The sequence below is a fragment of the Noviherbaspirillum sp. UKPF54 genome (assembly GCF_007874125.1).
Lineage (GTDB): Bacteria > Pseudomonadota > Gammaproteobacteria > Burkholderiales > Burkholderiaceae_D > Noviherbaspirillum.
In genome coordinates, this window is sequence record NZ_CP040128.1 from 4,474,949 (window position 1) to 4,489,461 (window position 14,513).

Below are 14,513 nucleotides of genomic sequence, written 5' to 3' on the forward strand. Positions count from 1 at the left end.
TCGATGGAACTCAAGCTCCTGAATGACCAGGGTCAAGCTGCATCCAACGTCGCTGCGCCGGATACGATTTTCGGCCGTGACTACAATGAAGCGCTGATTCACCAAGTCGTGGTTGCCTACCAGGCGAACGCTCGCAGCGGCAACCGCAAGCAGAAAGACCGTGAAGAAGTCAGCCACACGACCAAGAAGCCGTGGCGCCAAAAGGGTACGGGCCGCGCTCGTGCCGGTATGTCGTCCTCGCCGCTGTGGCGTGGTGGTGGCCGTATTTTCCCGAATGCCCCGGATGAGAATTTTTCGCACAAGGTCAACAAGAAGATGTATCGCGCAGGTGTCTGCTCGATCCTCTCCCAGTTGGCTCGTGAAGGTCGTCTGTCGGTTGTCGAGAATCTGTCGGTCGATGCGCCGAAGACCAAGCTGCTGGCGCAAAAGCTCAAAGGCATGGGGCTGGACTCCGTGCTGGTAATTACTGACAACCTCGACGAGAACCTGTTGCTCGCTTCGCGCAATCTGCCGAACGTGCTGGTGGTCGAGCCGCGTCATGCCGATCCCGTTTCGCTGGTGTTCTACAAGAAAGTCCTGATCACCAAGCCGGCATTGGCCAAGATTGAGGAGATGCTGGCATGAACGCGACTGTGAAGCATAGCGAAGAGCGCCTGATGAAAGTGTTGCTGGCTCCGGTGATTTCGGAGAAGGCCACGTTCGTCGCAGAGAAGAACGAACAAGTTGTTTTCCGTGTCACTCCGGACGCAACCAAGCCCGAAATCAAGGCGGCTGTCGAGTTGCTGTTCAAGGTGCAAGTGGAGTCGGTGCAAGTGGTGAACCGTCAGGGCAAGCAAAAGCGCGCCGGTCGTTTCATCGGTCGCCGCAACCATACTCGCCAGGCATACGTTTGCCTGAAGCCGGGTCAGGAAATCAACTTCACCGAGGAGGCTAAATAATGGCACTCGTGAAAATGAAGCCGACGTCGGCCGGTCGCCGCGGCATGGTCAAGGTCGTTAATCCCGACCTGTACAAAGGCCGTCCGTTCGCTGGTCTCGTCGAAAAGAAATCGAAGACCGCAGGTCGCAACAATAATGGTCACATCACCACTCGTCACATCGGCGGTGGTCATAAGCAGCATTACCGTGTGGTCGATTTTCGTCGCAACAAGGACGGCATTCCGGCGAAGGTCGAGCGTCTCGAGTACGACCCGAACCGCAGCGCCCACATCGCCTTGCTGTGCTACGCCGACGGCGAGCGGAAGTATATCATCGCTCCGAAGGGTGTCGCAGTCGGCGACCAGCTGATGAACGGCGCTGAAGCGCCGATCAAGGCGGGTAACTGCCTGCCGATTCGCAACATTCCGGTCGGTACCACCATGCACTGCGTTGAAATGTTGCCGGGTAAGGGTGCTCAGATGGCTCGTACCGCCGGTGCCGGCGTTGTGCTGATGGCGCGCGAAGGTATGTACGCTCAGGTGCGCTTGCGTTCCGGCGAAGTTCGTCGCGTGCACATCGAGTGCCGCGCAACCGTCGGTGAAGTCGGCAATGGCGAGCACAACCTGCGCAAGATCGGTAAGGCCGGTGCAACGCGCTGGCGCGGTGTCCGCCCGACCGTTCGCGGCGTTGTGATGAACCCGATCGACCACCCGCACGGTGGTGGTGAAGGTCGTACTTCCGCAGGCCGTCATCCGGTATCGCCATGGGGCCAGCAGACTAAGGGTAAGAAGACGCGCAGCAACAAGCGCACGACTTCGATGATCGTCTCGCGCCGCGGCAAGAAATAAGGGGTAACACATGACACGTTCATTGAAAAAAGGGCCGTTCTGTGACGCCCACCTGATCAAGAAGGTCGAGGCCGCGCAAGCGACGAAGGATAAGAAGCCGATCAAGACTTGGTCGCGCCGTTCGACGATCATGCCGGATTTCATCGGCTTGACAATCGCGGTGCATAACGGCAAGCAGCACGTGCCGGTCTATGTATCCGAGAACATGGTTGGTCACAAGCTCGGTGAATTCGCGCTGACTCGCACGTTCAAGGGTCACGCCGCTGACAAGAAGGCTAAGAAATAAGGTCCGATATGGAAACTAAAGCTACTCTCCGTGGCGCGCGCCTGTCGGCCCAAAAAGGCCGTCTTGTCGCCGATCTGATCCGCGGCAAAAAAGTTGATCAAGCGTTGAATATCCTGGCCTTCAGCCCGAAAAAGGGCGCGGTCATCATCAAGCAGGTGCTGGAGTCCGCCATTGCGAACGCCGAGCACAACGATGGTGCGGATATCGACGAACTGAAAGTCAAGACGATCTACGTCGAAAAAGGTGCGGTCCTCAAGCGCTTCATCGCGCGTGCAAAAGGCCGTGGTGATCGCTTCTCGAAGCAAACCTGTCACATCTACGTGACTGTCGGTAACTAAGGAGTCACGATGGGACAGAAAATTCATCCGACCGGTTTCCGTCTTGCGGTAACGCGCAACTGGGGTTCGCGCTGGTACGCTGGCAATAGTAACTTCGCCAGCATGCTCAATGAGGACCTCGAAGTTCGTGCCTACCTGAAGAAGAAACTGAAGAACGCCTCCGTTGGCCGCATCCTGATCGAGCGTCCGGCAAAGAACGCCCGCATCACGATTTTCAGCTCCCGTCCGGGTGTTGTGATCGGCAAAAAGGGCGAGGACATCGAAGTCCTGAAGTCCGATCTGACCAAGATGATGGGCGTGCCAGTGCACGTGAACATCGAAGAGATTCGTAAGCCTGAGGTTGACGCACAACTGATCGCCGATTCGATCGCCCAGCAGCTCGAAAAGCGCATCATGTTCCGCCGTGCAATGAAGCGCGCGATGCAGAACGCCATGCGTCTGGGCGCACAGGGCATCAAGATCATGTCGTCCGGTCGTCTGAACGGCATCGAAATCGCACGTCAGGAATGGTACCGCGAAGGTCGCGTGCCTCTGCATACTCTGCGTGCCGATATCGACTATGGCTTCGGCGAAGCTGAAACGACCTACGGCATCATCGGCATCAAGGTCTGGGTCTACAAGGGCGATCGACTGGCTAGCGGTGAAGCGCCGACTATCGAGGCTCCGGTCGACGAAGAGAAGAAGCGTCGCGGTCCGCGCCGTGACGACGGAAAACCGGGCGGTCGTCCGCGCGCCAGGAAAGAGGGCGAAACCGGCGCAGCTACCCCGGCAGCCAAACGTGTTCGCGCTCCGAAGAAGGCCGAAGGCGCGGCGCCGGCTGAGAAAGCAGGAGAATAATCATGCTGCAACCAGCACGCAGAAAATATCGCAAAGAGCAAAAAGGTCGCAACAAGGGTATTTCGCACGAGCGCGGCACCGCCGTCTCGTTCGGCGAATTCGGCCTGAAGGCGGTTGGTCGCGGGCGTATCACCGCGCGCCAGATCGAGGCGGCTCGTCGTGCCATGACGCGTCACATCAAGCGCGGTGGTCGTATCTGGATCCGCATTTTCCCGGATAAGCCGATTTCCCAGAAGCCTGCAGAGGTCCGCATGGGTAACGGTAAGGGCAACCCGGAGTACTACGTGGCCGAAATCCATCCGGGTAAAGTGCTGTACGAGATGGATGGTGTCGACGAAGCATTGGCACGCGAGGCGTTCCGCCTGGCAGCTGCCAAGCTGCCGCTGCCGACGACTTTCGTTCTTCGTCAAGTCGGCCAATAACAGGAGTGAATTATGAAAGCATCTGAACTCCGCGGCAAAGATCAGGCAGCTCTGCAAAAAGAGCTCAACGAGTTGTTGAAGGCACAATTCGGTCTGCGCATGCAAATCGCGACGCAGCAACTGAACAATACCGCCCAACTCAAGAAGGTGCGCCGCGATATCGCGCGCGTGAAAACGGTCATGAATCAGAAGGACGCCAAATAATGAACGATCAAGTGAAACAGTCGCTCAAGCGCACCCTGATTGGTAAGGTGGTGTCCGACAAGATGGACAAGACCGTGACCGTGCTGGTCGAGCGTCGCGTTAAGCATCCGTTGTACGGCAAAATCGTTGTGCGTTCCAACAAGTACCACGCACACGACGAAGCAAATCAGGCGAAGGAAGGCGATACCGTTGAAATCCAGGAGGGTCGCCCGATCTCCAAGACGAAAGCATGGTCTGTGACCCGCGTGGTCCAGGTTGCGCAAATTGTCTAAATAGTTGTTGCGAGCCCGGCATTTTGCTGTCATAATGCTGGGCTCGGCTTTCGTAAAGATGTTTTGCGAAAGTTTGTAGGAAGTACCCTGCAGTTCGAAAATCGTGGCCGCTGTAGGCTGCGTAGTTTTTGTAACCGTCCACCTAATCGGCCTGGCTTCGCTAAGTCGGCTGACGGGACCAAGACTGACCGCTCGCCAATTTGGTTGTGCGGATTAAGTTGGGAAAGAAAATACTATGATTCAAACTGAAAGCCGGCTCGAGGTAGCCGACAACACGGGTGCGCGTGAAGTCATGTGCATTAAGGTGCTGGGTGGTTCCAAGCGCCGTTATGCCAGCATTGGTGATGTCATTAAAGTCACCGTCAAGGTTGCAGCCCCGCGTGGTCGCGTGAAAAAGGGTGAAATTTACAATGCCGTGGTCGTCCGCACAGCTAAAGGCGTTCGTCGCCAGGATGGCTCGCTGGTTAAGTTCGATGGCAATGCGGCTGTGTTGCTGAACAACAAGCTTGAGCCGATCGGCACCCGTATTTTCGGGCCGGTGACGCGTGAGCTGCGTACCGAGCGCTTCATGAAGATCGTGTCGCTCGCGCCTGAAGTTCTGTAAGGAGTCGTCATGGATAAGATTCGGAAAAACGACGAGGTCATCGTCCTGACCGGTAGGGATAAGGGCAAGCGCGGCGTGGTCAAGGCGCGTGTGGGCGCAGACTACGTCGTGGTCGAGGGTGTGAATGTCGCCAAGAAGGCGCTGCGCCCGAACCCGATGACCGGTACTACTGGTGGCATCGTTGATAAGCTGATGCCAATTCACGTGTCCAACGTTGCATTGTTCAATGCGGCGACTGGCAAGGCAGATCGCGTGGGCGTTAAGGAAGTGGATGGCAAGAAGGTCCGCGTCTTCAAGTCCAATGGCGAAGTCGTTAAGGTGTAAGACATCATGGCCCGTCTCCAACAATTCTACAAAGAAAAAGTCGTTGCTGATTTGACTAGCAAGTTTGGTTACAAGTCGGTAATGGAAGTGCCGCGTCTGACAAAGATCACCCTGAACATGGGCTTGTCAGAAGCTGTTGCGGACAAGAAGATCATCGAGCATGCTGTCGGCGACATGACGAAGATCGCCGGTCAGAAGCCGGTTGTCACCAAGGCACGCAAGGCTATCGCGGGGTTCAAGATTCGCGAAGGCTATCCGATCGGTTGCATGGTGACCCTGCGTGGCGCTCGCATGTACGAATTCCTGGATCGTCTGATCACCGTGGCGCTGCCGCGTGTGCGTGACTTCCGTGGGGTGTCCGGTCGTTCGTTCGACGGTCGTGGCAACTACAACATCGGTGTGAAAGAGCAGATCATTTTCCCCGAGATCGAGTACGACAAGATCGACGCGCTGCGTGGCATGAATATCAGCATCACCACGACTGCGAAGACCGACGATGAAGCGAAAGCGCTTCTCGCCGCATTTAAATTCCCGTTCAGAAACTGAGGCTGCCATGGCGAAACTGGCACTGATTAACCGTGAACAAAAGCGCGCCGACCTGGTGAAAAAGTACGCAGGCAAGCGCGCCGAGTTGAAGGCAATCATCGACGATCAATCGAAATCGGAAGAAGAGCGTTATGAAGCACGCCTGAAGTTGCAGGCCCTGCCACGTAATGCAAATCCGACTCGTCAGCGTAATCGTTGCACCCTGACTGGCCGCCCGCGCGGAACCTTCCGCAAGTTCGGTTTGGCCCGTAATAAGATCCGTGAAATCGCCATGCGCGGCGAGATTCCGGGTATGACTAAAGCTAGCTGGTAATAGGAGAACAAGCAATGAGTATGAGCGATCCTATCGCCGATATGCTGACCCGCATTCGCAATGCCCAAGGCGTGCAGAAGACCACGGTCGCTATGCCGTCGTCTAAGGTCAAGGTGGCAATTGCTAACGTCCTGAAGGACGAAGGTTATATCGAAGATTACGCGGTATCCGAGGCTGGTGGCAAGGCGGAACTGAAGATTGGCCTGAAGTATTATGCCGGTCGCCCCGTTATTGAGCGCCTCGAGCGTGTTTCTCGTCCTGGTCTGCGTATTTACAAAGGCAAGGATGATATTCCGCAAGTGATGAACGGCCTTGGTGTGGCGATTGTTTCCACGCCCAAGGGTGTGATGACAGACCGCAAAGCGCGCGCAACCGGTGTCGGTGGCGAAGTCATTTGCTACGTGGCCTAAGGAGTGCAAGATGTCTCGTGTAGGTAAAATGCCGATTGCACTGCCGAAGGGCGCTGAAGCGACCATTACGGCAGAGCAAATTACTGTAAAAGGCCCGCTGGGCACGCTGAGCCAGTCCCTTAATGGCTTGGTCAAGATCGAAAATACCGAGGGCACGCTGAAGTTTTCGCCGGCTAACGATAGCCGCGAGGCAAATGCGATGTCCGGAACGCTGCGCGCGTTGGTTAGCAATATGGTCAACGGCGTCACCAAGGGTTTCGAGAAAAAGCTGTCGCTGGTAGGCGTGGGTTACCGTGCTCAGGCGCAAGGCGACAAACTGAACCTGTCGCTTGGCTTTTCGCACCCGGTTGTTCACCAAATGCCGGCTGGCGTCAAATGCGAAACTCCGTCGCAAACGGAAATCGTGGTTAAGGGCGTCGACAAGCAGAAGGTGGGGCAGACCGCCGCTGAAATTCGTGCTTACCGCAGCCCCGAGCCTTACAAGGGCAAGGGCGTCCGCTATGTGGACGAGGTGGTAACGCTCAAAGAAACCAAGAAGAAGTAATAGGGGTTGACGATGGACAAGAAAGAATCACGTCTGCGCCGCGCGCGCCAAACCCGCGCAAAGATTGCAGAGCTGAAGGTGAACCGCCTGGCAGTGCATCGTACCAATCTGCACATCTACGCAAACATCATTGGCCCGGACGCCAAAGTGCTGGCATCGGCTTCCACAGCGGAAGCGGAAGTGCGTCAGGAACTGGCTGGCAAATCGGGTAAGGGTGGCAATACCGCAGCCGCTGCATTGGTCGGCAAGCGCGTGGCAGAGAAAGCACTGAAAGCCGGTATTTCGGAAGTCGCTTTCGATCGCTCCGGTTTCCGCTATCACGGTCGCGTGAAGGCGGTGGCTGACGCAGCTCGCGAAGCCGGTCTGAAGTTCTAAGGAAGAATCGTCATGGCAAAAATGCAAGCAAAGACGCAGCAAGGCGAAGAGCGCGACGACGGCCTGCGCGAAAAAATGATTGCGGTTAACCGCGTGACCAAAGTGGTCAAGGGCGGCCGTATCATGGGTTTCGCAGCATTAACCGTGGTTGGTGACGGCGATGGCCGCATTGGCATGGGCAAAGGCAAGTCGAAGGAAGTGCCCGTCGCCGTGCAGAAGGCAATGGAAGAGGCACGTCGCAAGATGATCAAGGTGACGCTGAAGAACGGCACCCTGCAACACACCGTTACTGGTAAGCATGGTGCTTCTACTGTAATGATTTCGCCGGCGAAAGATGGTACCGGTGTGATCGCCGGTGGCCCGATGCGTGCGATTTTCGAAGTGATGGGCGTCACCAACGTCGTGGCGAAGTCCTACGGCTCGACCAATCCTTACAACATGGTTCGTGCCACGTTGAACGGCCTGGCTAACATGAGCACTCCTTCGGAAATTGCAGCCAAGCGCGGCAAGTCTGTTGAAGAAATTTTTGGTTAAGGTGGTCCGAATGGCAAACACAATCAAAGTGAAACTGGTCAAAGGTTTGATCGGGACTCGCCAGGATCATCGCGCCACCGTTCGTGGTCTCGGTCTGCGTCGTGTCAATTCGGTATCTGAACTGCAGGACACGCCGGCGGTGCGCGGCATGATCAACAAGGTGTCGTATCTCGTGAAAGTGGTGTCGTAAGCATTGCGCTTGCGAACGGAGCAAATCATGGAATTGAATAACATCCAACCGGCAGACGGTGCTAAACACGCTAAGCGTCGCGTCGGACGTGGTATAGGCTCGGGCCTGGGCAAGACTGCAGGCCGTGGTCATAAAGGTCAGAAGTCGCGTTCGGGCGGTTTCCACAAGGTCGGTTTCGAAGGCGGTCAGATGCCGCTGCAGCGTCGCTTGCCGAAGCGTGGTTTTAAGTCTTTGGCAACCCCGTTCAAGGCTGAAGTTCGTTTGGGTGACTTGGAAACTCTGCCGGTTGCTGAAATCGACATGCTGGCGTTGAAACAAGCCGGGCTGGTCCCTGAGTTGGCGCGCGTTGTGCGTGTGATTAAGGCAGGCGAAATCACCAAGAAAGTGACAGTGAAAGGTCTGATCGCCACTAAAGGCGCGAAGGCTGCCATTGAAGCTGCCGGTGGTTCGGTTGCTTAAGCAACTAAACAAAGACGCAGTTAGTTCGGAGCAATAATTGGCTACGAAACCCCAACTCGCGAAGAGTGCAGCAAGCGGTTTTCCATGGGGCCGTCTATGGTTCCTGCTTGCTGCCTTGGTCGTGTACCGTATTGGTGCGCACATCCCGGTTCCTGGCATTGATCCGAACCAGTTGTCGCAGTTGTTCAAGCAAAATCAGGGCGGCATCCTCGGCATGTTCAACATGTTTTCGGGTGGTGCGCTGTCGCGATTCACGATTTTCGCGCTGGGTATCATGCCGTATATTTCGGCATCGATCATTATGCAGCTGATGTCGATCGTGGCGCCGCAACTGGAAGCGCTGAAAAAGGAAGGCGAAGCAGGGCGTCGCAAGATTACGCAATACACGCGCTACGGCACCTTGGTATTGGCTACGTTCCAGGCACTAGGCATCGCGGTAGCGTTGGAATCGCAAGCCGGTCTGGTATTGGATCCGGGTCTGGCGTTCCGCCTTACCACCGTGGTGACGTTGGTAACGGGAACAATGTTTTTGATGTGGTTGGGTGAGCAGATCACCGAACGTGGTCTTGGGAACGGCATCTCGATCATTATTTTCGCTGGTATTGCGGCAGGTCTGCCGAACGCAATTGGCGGCTTGTTCGAGTTGGTGCGCACGGGCTCGATGAATGCGTTGTCAGCAATTCTGATTTGTATCATCGTTGCTGCGGTAACCTTCCTGGTCGTGTTCATTGAGCGTGGCCAACGCAAGATCTTGGTGAATTATGCGAAGCGCCAGGTAGGTAACAAGATTTACGGTGGGCAGAGCAGCCATCTGCCATTGAAATTGAATATGGCTGGTGTGATTCCGCCGATTTTTGCATCGTCGATCATTCTATTCCCGGCGACGATTACCAGCTGGTTTACCTCCGGTGACACGAGCAACCCGTTTGTTCGTTTCCTGAAGGATCTGGCTGCATCGCTGGCCCCAGGCGAGCCGATTCATGCGTTGCTGTATGCGATTGCAATCGTTTTCTTCTGCTTTTTCTATACCGCCTTGGTGTTCAATAGCAAAGAGACTGCGGACAACTTGAAGAAGAGCGGTGCATTTGTGCCCGGCATTCGTCCGGGTGATCAGACCGCACGTTATATCGACAAGATTTTGATGCGTTTGACGCTTGCCGGTGCCGTGTACATCACGCTGGTGTGTTTATTGCCGGAATTCTTGATCGCACGCTGGAAGGTGCCGTTTTACTTCGGCGGTACGTCGTTGCTGATTATTGTCGTGGTCACGATGGACTTCATGGCACAGGTACAGAACTATGTAATGTCGCAGCAGTACGAATCGCTGTTGCGCAAGGCGAACTTCAAAGGTGGAATGCCGACGCGTTGAATTGCGGGCAGCCTACCTACGGGAACGAAGAGACGGCATGGCAAAAGACGACGTTATCCAGATGCAGGGCGAGATTCTTGAGAATCTTCCGAATGCAACATTTAGAGTGAAGTTGGAAAACGGGCATGTAGTACTCGGACATATTTCTGGCAAGATGCGTATGAACTATATCCGTATCCTGCCAGGTGATAAGGTGACGGTGGAATTGACACCCTATGATTTGAGCCGGGCACGCATTGTGTTCCGTACAAAGTAATAAGTAACCAAAGCTGAAAGAAAGAGGGCAAAAATGAAAGTGCTCGCGTCAGTCAAGCGGATCTGCCGCAACTGCAAAATCATCAAGCGCAAAGGCGTTGTTCGTGTTATTTGCACCGAACCGCGTCACAAGCAGCGCCAGGGTTAATTAACGTTATTGATCGAGGAATAACGAATGGCACGTATTGCAGGGGTGAATATCCCCAATCACCAACACACCGTTATCGGCTTGACAGCGATTTATGGTATTGGCCGTCCGCGCGCGCAGGAAATCTGTGAGCAGACAGGTGTTCCGACCACTAAAAAGGTCAAGGATCTGGACGATAACGAGCTGGAAAAGCTGCGCGACGCGATCGGCACGTTCGTCGTCGAAGGTGACCTGCGTCGTGAAGTGTCGATGAACATTAAGCGTTTGATGGACCTCGGGTGCTATCGTGGCCTGCGTCATCGTAAGGGCCTGCCGGTTCGCGGCCAGCGTACTCGTACGAACGCACGTACCCGCAAGGGCCCGCGCAAAGCAGCGCAGTCGCTGAAGAAATAATCCAGCGTAGTTTGACTTGTAGTCGGATTCAAGGAAATCAACATGGCAAAAGCCCCTAACGCAGCCGCAGCAGCACGCGTGCGCAAGAAAGTTAAGAAGAATGTTGCAGAAGGCGTCGCGCATATTCACGCGTCCTTCAACAACACCATCATCACCATCACTGATCGTCAGGGCAATGCTCTGTCGTGGGCAACGTCTGGCGGCGCAGGCTTCAAGGGATCGCGTAAGTCGACCCCGTTCGCAGCGCAGGTTGCGGCTGAAGCAGCTGGGCGGGTGGCAATTGAGTGTGGCGTAAAGAACCTCGAAGTTCGTATCAAGGGCCCGGGCCCGGGGCGCGAGTCGGCAGTTCGTGCGCTGAACGGCCTCGGTATCAAGATTACGCAGATTCAAGATGTGACCCCGGTGCCGCATAACGGCTGCCGTCCGCCGAAGCGCCGTCGCATCTAATTCGCGCAGAAGTTGAAGTTGCAGTAAAATGCCCGCCAACGAAACTTGGCGGGTTTTGTTCTTAAGACCACCGTCTGATTGCATGAGGATCAGACTAGCGCCTGGCAAATCATTCCGATTTGGTCGGGGCGTCATTCAATAAAAGGAAATTAACGTGGCACGTTATATTGGACCGAAAGCTAAACTCTCCCGCCGTGAAGGCACCGACCTGTTCCTGAAGAGCACCCGTCGCTCGCTGGATTCCAAGTGTAAGCTGGATTCCAAGCCGGGTCAGCATGGCCGCACTTCCGGTGCACGTACTTCCGACTACGGCAACCAGCTGCGTGAAAAGCAGAAGGTCAAGCGCATGTATGGCATCCTCGAGCGCCAGTTCCGCCGCTACTTCGCCGAAGCAGACCGCCGCAAGGGCAATACCGGTGAAAACCTGCTCAAGCTGCTGGAATCCCGTCTCGACAACGTCGCATACCGCATGGGCTTCGGTTCGACTCGCGCAGAAGCGCGTCAGCTGGTCAGCCACAAGGCACTGACCGTGAACGGTGAGGTCGTCAATATCGCTTCCTATATGGTCAAGACCGGCGACGTGGTCGCCGTGCGCGAAAAGGCCAAGAAGCAGGCCCGTATCGTTGAAGCTCTGTCGCTGGCCGAGCAAAGCGGCATGCCGTCGTGGGTGTCGGTCGACGCCAAGAAGATGGAAGGCACCTTCAAGTCGATGCCGGATCGCAGCGAAATTGCAAATGATGTCAACGAATCGCTGATCGTTGAATTGTATTCCCGCTAATCCCGCAATTCCCGCCCACCTCGCCGAGGTGGGTTTTTTTGTAATGCCATCAGCCTTATCGGTGTAACGAGCCGAGGGTATTGAAAAGGACATTTCATGCAAAACAGTCTGTTGAAGCCCCGTATTATCGAAGTTGAGGCACTCGGTGCCGGTCACGCCAAAGTCGTGATGGAGCCGTTCGAGCGTGGCTACGGCCACACCCTGGGCAACGCGCTGCGCCGCGTGCTGCTGTCGTCGATGGTGGGCTACGCGCCGACCGAAGTGACGATCGCTGGCGTCGTGCACGAGTATTCTTCGCTTGACGGCGTGCAGGAAGACGTTGTCGACATGCTGCTGAATCTCAAAGGCGTCGTGTTCAAGCTGCACAACCGCGACGAAGTGACGCTGAACCTGAAGAAGGAAGGCGAAGGCGCCGTGCTGGCTTCCGACATCGACCTGCCGCATGACGTAGAGCTCATCAATCCGGATCATGTCATCGCTCATCTGACCGCTGGTGGCAAGCTGGACATGCAGATCAAGGTCGAAAAGGGCCGCGGCTATGTACCGGGTAATGTGCGTCGTCTGTCGGAAGATGCGAACAAGACTATTGGCCGCATCATCCTGGATGCGTCGTTCTCGCCGGTACGTCGCGTGTCCTACGCCGTCGAATCTGCCCGCGTGGAACAGCGTACCGACCTCGATAAGCTGGTAATGAACATCGAGACCAACGGCGTGATTTCGCCGGAAGAAGCGATTCGCCAATCGGCCCGGGTGCTGGTCGATCAACTGAACGTGTTCGCCGCGCTGGAAGGCACCGAGGCTGCTGCCGAAGCACCGTCGCGCGCACCGGCAGTCGACCCGATCCTGCTGCGCCCGGTCGACGATCTGGAGCTCACCGTTCGTTCCGCAAACTGCCTGAAGGCCGAGAACATTTACTACATCGGCGATCTGATTCAGCGCAGCGAAAACGAATTGCTCAAGACCCCGAACCTCGGCCGCAAGTCCCTGAATGAAATCAAGGAAGTGCTGGCGTCGCGTGGTCTGACCCTGGGCATGAAGCTCGAAAACTGGCCGCCGGCCGGTTTGGAGAAGTAATCGGATGGGAGCTTGCTCCCATTCATTCTGTAGTACCAACCACAAGACACCGGCCCGCGTTCGGCGAATGCCGATCGATAGAAGAGCTGGACCTAAAACTCGAAACTGAAAGGAAATAACATGCGTCATCGTCACGGCCTCCGTAAGCTCAATCGTACTTCGTCGCACCGCCTCGCCATGTTGCGCAACATGACTGTTTCGCTGCTGCGTCACGAAGCGATCAAGACCACTCTGCCGAAGGCAAAGGAACTGCGCCGCGTCGTCGAACCGATCCTCACCCTGGGTAAGACCGACAACCTGTCGAACAAACGCCTGGCCTTCAATCGCCTGCGCGATCGTGAAATCGTCCTCAAGCTGTTTGCCGAACTGGGCCCGCGTTATGCCGGCCGTAACGGCGGCTACCTGCGTATCCTGAAGATGGGTTTCCGTCAGGGCGACAATGCGCCGATGGCGTTCGTCGAGCTGGTTGACCGTCCGGAAGTCAGCGACGCAGCAGAAGTTCCGACCGCGGAATAAGTACCTGCTGCTCGCTGAGCGAAGCAGATCGAAAAAGCCAGGCGTCGCCTGGCTTTTTTGCTTTTTTTACTGACTGCATTCGGGCGATGGATTGACTTCCCATTCCGGAATGCGGGCGTAATGCCGGTGCCATGTTTATGGCAAGATGTTTCTTTTTGAATGGAGTATTGGCGCAGCATGACTGAACCCGGCATTTTGGCCGTCGTGAATTTGCGTAAATCCTATGGAAACGGCGCGTCGCGGCACATGGTGGTGGACGGTCTTTCGTTCGCACTTCGTCGCGGCGAGTGCTACGGATTGCTGGGGCCGAACGGCGCGGGGAAAACGACGACCTTACGTCTTTGTCTCGGCTTGACTGCGCCCGACAGCGGCGAAATCACCCTTGTGGGAAAACGTGTTCCAGATGAAGCGCGATCGGCACGGCTACGTGTCGGTGTTGTGCCGCAGGCGGATAATCTTGATCCGGACTTCACGGTTGCGGAAAATCTGCTAGTGTTCGGCAGGTATTTCGGCGCAAGCGACGATCAGATCTATTCTCGCATTCCGAAACTGCTCGACTTTGCGAATCTCACCGCGAAGAAGGATGCGCAGATCGGCGAGCTGTCCGGCGGGATGAAGCGCCGCCTGACGCTGGCACGCGCACTGATTAACGACCCCGATCTGATCTTCATGGATGAGCCAACCACCGGACTTGATCCTCAGGCGCGCCACATGATCTGGGACCGTTTGAAGACTCTGCTCGGCGAAGGCAAGACGATTGTCTTGACCACCCACTTCATGGATGAGGCGGAGCGCTTGTGCAACCGGCTGGCCGTGATCGATCACGGCCAGATGATTGCGGAAGGATCGCCCCGGGATCTCATCGCGCAACATATCGAGGCCGAGGTGGTCGAAGTGTACGGCGACAACGCGCGTGCCTGGGGCAACGATGAAGGGCGCTCGAAGGCGGCGCGCATCGAGGTTAGCGGAGAAACGATATTCTGCTATACCAATGACGCGCAACCCTTGCTGCAAAGCTTGCATGATATGCAAGGCGTACGTTACCTGCACCGCCCGGCCAACCTGGAGGATTTGTTTTTGAAGCTCACCGGCAGGGAAATGAGGGACTGA

General features: G+C 56.0%; 28 protein-coding genes. All 28 read left to right on the forward strand.

The window, feature by feature from the left end:
* The first annotated feature begins 3 nt into the window (after positions 1–3).
* Positions 4–624 carry a 50S ribosomal protein L4 gene (gene rplD, locus FAY22_RS20600; protein WP_146332639.1) on the forward strand — a complete coding sequence of 207 codons (621 nt, stop codon included), beginning with the start codon at positions 4–6 and terminating at the stop codon, positions 622–624.
* Complete coding sequence (gene rplW, locus FAY22_RS20605; RefSeq protein WP_146332641.1) at positions 621–938, forward strand: 50S ribosomal protein L23; 318 nt, start codon at positions 621–623, stop codon at positions 936–938. Before rplD ends, rplW begins: the two co-directional genes overlap by 4 nt.
* On the forward strand, positions 938–1,765 hold the full coding sequence (rplB, locus tag FAY22_RS20610; RefSeq protein ID WP_146332643.1) for a 50S ribosomal protein L2: 828 nt from the start codon (positions 938–940) through the stop codon (positions 1,763–1,765). The genes rplW and rplB overlap by 1 nt, the downstream gene beginning before the upstream one ends.
* Before the next feature lie 10 nt (positions 1,766–1,775).
* A complete protein-coding gene (rpsS, locus tag FAY22_RS20615) occupies positions 1,776–2,051 on the forward strand; it encodes a 30S ribosomal protein S19 (protein ID WP_040039182.1) in 276 nt (91 codons plus the stop codon).
* Positions 2,052–2,059: 8 nt separating this feature from the next.
* Entirely contained in the window at positions 2,060–2,389 is a 330-nt protein-coding gene (gene rplV, locus FAY22_RS20620; RefSeq protein ID WP_146332645.1) for a 50S ribosomal protein L22, read from the forward strand.
* A gap of 9 nt (positions 2,390–2,398) precedes the next feature.
* Positions 2,399–3,226 carry a 30S ribosomal protein S3 gene (rpsC, locus tag FAY22_RS20625; RefSeq protein WP_146332647.1) on the forward strand — a complete coding sequence of 276 codons (828 nt, stop codon included), beginning with the start codon at positions 2,399–2,401 and terminating at the stop codon, positions 3,224–3,226.
* 2 nt (positions 3,227–3,228) lie between these two features.
* Positions 3,229–3,648, forward strand: a complete 420-nt coding sequence (gene rplP, locus FAY22_RS20630; protein ID WP_146332649.1) for a 50S ribosomal protein L16 — start codon at positions 3,229–3,231, stop codon at positions 3,646–3,648.
* Positions 3,649–3,660: 12 nt separating this feature from the next.
* A complete protein-coding gene (gene rpmC / locus FAY22_RS20635; protein ID WP_146332652.1) occupies positions 3,661–3,852 on the forward strand; it encodes a 50S ribosomal protein L29 in 192 nt (63 codons plus the stop codon).
* Positions 3,852–4,124, forward strand: a complete 273-nt coding sequence (gene rpsQ / locus FAY22_RS20640) for a 30S ribosomal protein S17 (RefSeq protein ID WP_057289731.1) — start codon at positions 3,852–3,854, stop codon at positions 4,122–4,124. Before rpmC ends, rpsQ begins: the two co-directional genes overlap by 1 nt.
* Before the next feature lie 235 nt (positions 4,125–4,359).
* On the forward strand, positions 4,360–4,728 hold the full coding sequence (rplN, locus tag FAY22_RS20645; RefSeq protein ID WP_040039188.1) for a 50S ribosomal protein L14: 369 nt from the start codon (positions 4,360–4,362) through the stop codon (positions 4,726–4,728).
* A 9-nt stretch (positions 4,729–4,737) separates the two neighbouring features.
* Complete coding sequence (rplX, locus tag FAY22_RS20650; RefSeq protein WP_146332654.1) at positions 4,738–5,052, forward strand: 50S ribosomal protein L24; 315 nt, start codon at positions 4,738–4,740, stop codon at positions 5,050–5,052.
* A 6-nt stretch (positions 5,053–5,058) separates the two neighbouring features.
* Complete coding sequence (rplE, locus tag FAY22_RS20655) at positions 5,059–5,598, forward strand: 50S ribosomal protein L5 (RefSeq protein WP_146332655.1); 540 nt, start codon at positions 5,059–5,061, stop codon at positions 5,596–5,598.
* A gap of 7 nt (positions 5,599–5,605) precedes the next feature.
* The gene (gene rpsN, locus FAY22_RS20660; RefSeq protein WP_040039191.1) at positions 5,606–5,911 is read left to right on the forward strand and encodes a 30S ribosomal protein S14; all 306 of its coding nucleotides are present in this window, start codon (positions 5,606–5,608) and stop codon (positions 5,909–5,911) included.
* A 14-nt stretch (positions 5,912–5,925) separates the two neighbouring features.
* Entirely contained in the window at positions 5,926–6,321 is a 396-nt protein-coding gene (rpsH, locus tag FAY22_RS20665; RefSeq protein ID WP_146332657.1) for a 30S ribosomal protein S8, read from the forward strand.
* 10 nt (positions 6,322–6,331) lie between these two features.
* On the forward strand, positions 6,332–6,865 hold the full coding sequence (rplF, locus tag FAY22_RS20670; RefSeq protein WP_146332659.1) for a 50S ribosomal protein L6: 534 nt from the start codon (positions 6,332–6,334) through the stop codon (positions 6,863–6,865).
* Positions 6,866–6,877: 12 nt separating this feature from the next.
* Entirely contained in the window at positions 6,878–7,240 is a 363-nt protein-coding gene (gene rplR / locus FAY22_RS20675) for a 50S ribosomal protein L18 (RefSeq protein WP_146333565.1), read from the forward strand.
* Positions 7,241–7,252: 12 nt separating this feature from the next.
* On the forward strand, positions 7,253–7,774 hold the full coding sequence (gene rpsE, locus FAY22_RS20680; RefSeq protein ID WP_040039195.1) for a 30S ribosomal protein S5: 522 nt from the start codon (positions 7,253–7,255) through the stop codon (positions 7,772–7,774).
* A gap of 10 nt (positions 7,775–7,784) precedes the next feature.
* Complete coding sequence (gene rpmD, locus FAY22_RS20685; protein ID WP_040039196.1) at positions 7,785–7,964, forward strand: 50S ribosomal protein L30; 180 nt, start codon at positions 7,785–7,787, stop codon at positions 7,962–7,964.
* Positions 7,965–7,991: 27 nt separating this feature from the next.
* Positions 7,992–8,423, forward strand: a complete 432-nt coding sequence (gene rplO, locus FAY22_RS20690; RefSeq protein WP_146332661.1) for a 50S ribosomal protein L15 — start codon at positions 7,992–7,994, stop codon at positions 8,421–8,423.
* Positions 8,424–8,460: 37 nt separating this feature from the next.
* Complete coding sequence (gene secY / locus FAY22_RS20695) at positions 8,461–9,792, forward strand: preprotein translocase subunit SecY (protein WP_146332663.1); 1,332 nt, start codon at positions 8,461–8,463, stop codon at positions 9,790–9,792.
* Positions 9,793–9,829: 37 nt separating this feature from the next.
* Positions 9,830–10,048 carry a translation initiation factor IF-1 gene (gene infA / locus FAY22_RS20700; protein ID WP_005663428.1) on the forward strand — a complete coding sequence of 73 codons (219 nt, stop codon included), beginning with the start codon at positions 9,830–9,832 and terminating at the stop codon, positions 10,046–10,048.
* Positions 10,049–10,081: 33 nt separating this feature from the next.
* Positions 10,082–10,195 (forward strand): 50S ribosomal protein L36, encoded by a 114-nt coding sequence (gene rpmJ / locus FAY22_RS20705; RefSeq protein WP_014004415.1) that lies wholly within the window; start codon positions 10,082–10,084, stop codon positions 10,193–10,195.
* A gap of 27 nt (positions 10,196–10,222) precedes the next feature.
* Positions 10,223–10,588, forward strand: a complete 366-nt coding sequence (gene rpsM, locus FAY22_RS20710) for a 30S ribosomal protein S13 (RefSeq protein WP_146332665.1) — start codon at positions 10,223–10,225, stop codon at positions 10,586–10,588.
* A gap of 42 nt (positions 10,589–10,630) precedes the next feature.
* Positions 10,631–11,035, forward strand: coding sequence for a 30S ribosomal protein S11 (gene rpsK / locus FAY22_RS20715; RefSeq protein ID WP_040039200.1), 405 nt, complete (start codon positions 10,631–10,633; stop codon positions 11,033–11,035).
* Between the two features lie 154 nt (positions 11,036–11,189).
* Positions 11,190–11,813: a 30S ribosomal protein S4 gene (rpsD, locus tag FAY22_RS20720; protein WP_146332667.1), complete on the forward strand. Its 624-nt coding sequence runs from the start codon at positions 11,190–11,192 to the stop codon at positions 11,811–11,813.
* A gap of 96 nt (positions 11,814–11,909) precedes the next feature.
* Positions 11,910–12,887, forward strand: coding sequence for a DNA-directed RNA polymerase subunit alpha (gene rpoA / locus FAY22_RS20725; protein ID WP_146332669.1), 978 nt, complete (start codon positions 11,910–11,912; stop codon positions 12,885–12,887).
* Positions 12,888–13,007: 120 nt separating this feature from the next.
* Positions 13,008–13,403: a 50S ribosomal protein L17 gene (gene rplQ, locus FAY22_RS20730; protein ID WP_146332671.1), complete on the forward strand. Its 396-nt coding sequence runs from the start codon at positions 13,008–13,010 to the stop codon at positions 13,401–13,403.
* A 177-nt stretch (positions 13,404–13,580) separates the two neighbouring features.
* Positions 13,581–14,513: an ATP-binding cassette domain-containing protein gene (locus FAY22_RS20735; protein WP_146332673.1), complete on the forward strand. Its 933-nt coding sequence runs from the start codon at positions 13,581–13,583 to the stop codon at positions 14,511–14,513.

Coding starts and splice junctions, on each gene's coding strand:
- rplD (WP_146332639.1), top strand. CDS start 4: ATGGAACTCAAGCTCCTGAATGACCAGGGTCAAGCTGCATCCAACGTC.
- rplW (WP_146332641.1), top strand. CDS start 621: ATGAACGCGACTGTGAAGCATAGCGAAGAGCGCCTGATGAAAGTGTTG.
- rplB (WP_146332643.1), top strand. CDS start 938: ATGGCACTCGTGAAAATGAAGCCGACGTCGGCCGGTCGCCGCGGCATG.
- rpsS (WP_040039182.1), top strand. CDS start 1,776: ATGACACGTTCATTGAAAAAAGGGCCGTTCTGTGACGCCCACCTGATC.
- rplV (WP_146332645.1), top strand. CDS start 2,060: ATGGAAACTAAAGCTACTCTCCGTGGCGCGCGCCTGTCGGCCCAAAAA.
- rpsC (WP_146332647.1), top strand. CDS start 2,399: ATGGGACAGAAAATTCATCCGACCGGTTTCCGTCTTGCGGTAACGCGC.
- rplP (WP_146332649.1), top strand. CDS start 3,229: ATGCTGCAACCAGCACGCAGAAAATATCGCAAAGAGCAAAAAGGTCGC.
- rpmC (WP_146332652.1), top strand. CDS start 3,661: ATGAAAGCATCTGAACTCCGCGGCAAAGATCAGGCAGCTCTGCAAAAA.
- rpsQ (WP_057289731.1), top strand. CDS start 3,852: ATGAACGATCAAGTGAAACAGTCGCTCAAGCGCACCCTGATTGGTAAG.
- rplN (WP_040039188.1), top strand. CDS start 4,360: ATGATTCAAACTGAAAGCCGGCTCGAGGTAGCCGACAACACGGGTGCG.
- rplX (WP_146332654.1), top strand. CDS start 4,738: ATGGATAAGATTCGGAAAAACGACGAGGTCATCGTCCTGACCGGTAGG.
- rplE (WP_146332655.1), top strand. CDS start 5,059: ATGGCCCGTCTCCAACAATTCTACAAAGAAAAAGTCGTTGCTGATTTG.
- rpsN (WP_040039191.1), top strand. CDS start 5,606: ATGGCGAAACTGGCACTGATTAACCGTGAACAAAAGCGCGCCGACCTG.
- rpsH (WP_146332657.1), top strand. CDS start 5,926: ATGAGTATGAGCGATCCTATCGCCGATATGCTGACCCGCATTCGCAAT.
- rplF (WP_146332659.1), top strand. CDS start 6,332: ATGTCTCGTGTAGGTAAAATGCCGATTGCACTGCCGAAGGGCGCTGAA.
- rplR (WP_146333565.1), top strand. CDS start 6,878: ATGGACAAGAAAGAATCACGTCTGCGCCGCGCGCGCCAAACCCGCGCA.
- rpsE (WP_040039195.1), top strand. CDS start 7,253: ATGGCAAAAATGCAAGCAAAGACGCAGCAAGGCGAAGAGCGCGACGAC.
- rpmD (WP_040039196.1), top strand. CDS start 7,785: ATGGCAAACACAATCAAAGTGAAACTGGTCAAAGGTTTGATCGGGACT.
- rplO (WP_146332661.1), top strand. CDS start 7,992: ATGGAATTGAATAACATCCAACCGGCAGACGGTGCTAAACACGCTAAG.
- infA (WP_005663428.1), top strand. CDS start 9,830: ATGGCAAAAGACGACGTTATCCAGATGCAGGGCGAGATTCTTGAGAAT.
- rpmJ (WP_014004415.1), top strand. CDS start 10,082: ATGAAAGTGCTCGCGTCAGTCAAGCGGATCTGCCGCAACTGCAAAATC.
- rpsM (WP_146332665.1), top strand. CDS start 10,223: ATGGCACGTATTGCAGGGGTGAATATCCCCAATCACCAACACACCGTT.
- rpsK (WP_040039200.1), top strand. CDS start 10,631: ATGGCAAAAGCCCCTAACGCAGCCGCAGCAGCACGCGTGCGCAAGAAA.
- rpoA (WP_146332669.1), top strand. CDS start 11,910: ATGCAAAACAGTCTGTTGAAGCCCCGTATTATCGAAGTTGAGGCACTC.
- rplQ (WP_146332671.1), top strand. CDS start 13,008: ATGCGTCATCGTCACGGCCTCCGTAAGCTCAATCGTACTTCGTCGCAC.
- FAY22_RS20735 (WP_146332673.1), top strand. CDS start 13,581: ATGACTGAACCCGGCATTTTGGCCGTCGTGAATTTGCGTAAATCCTAT.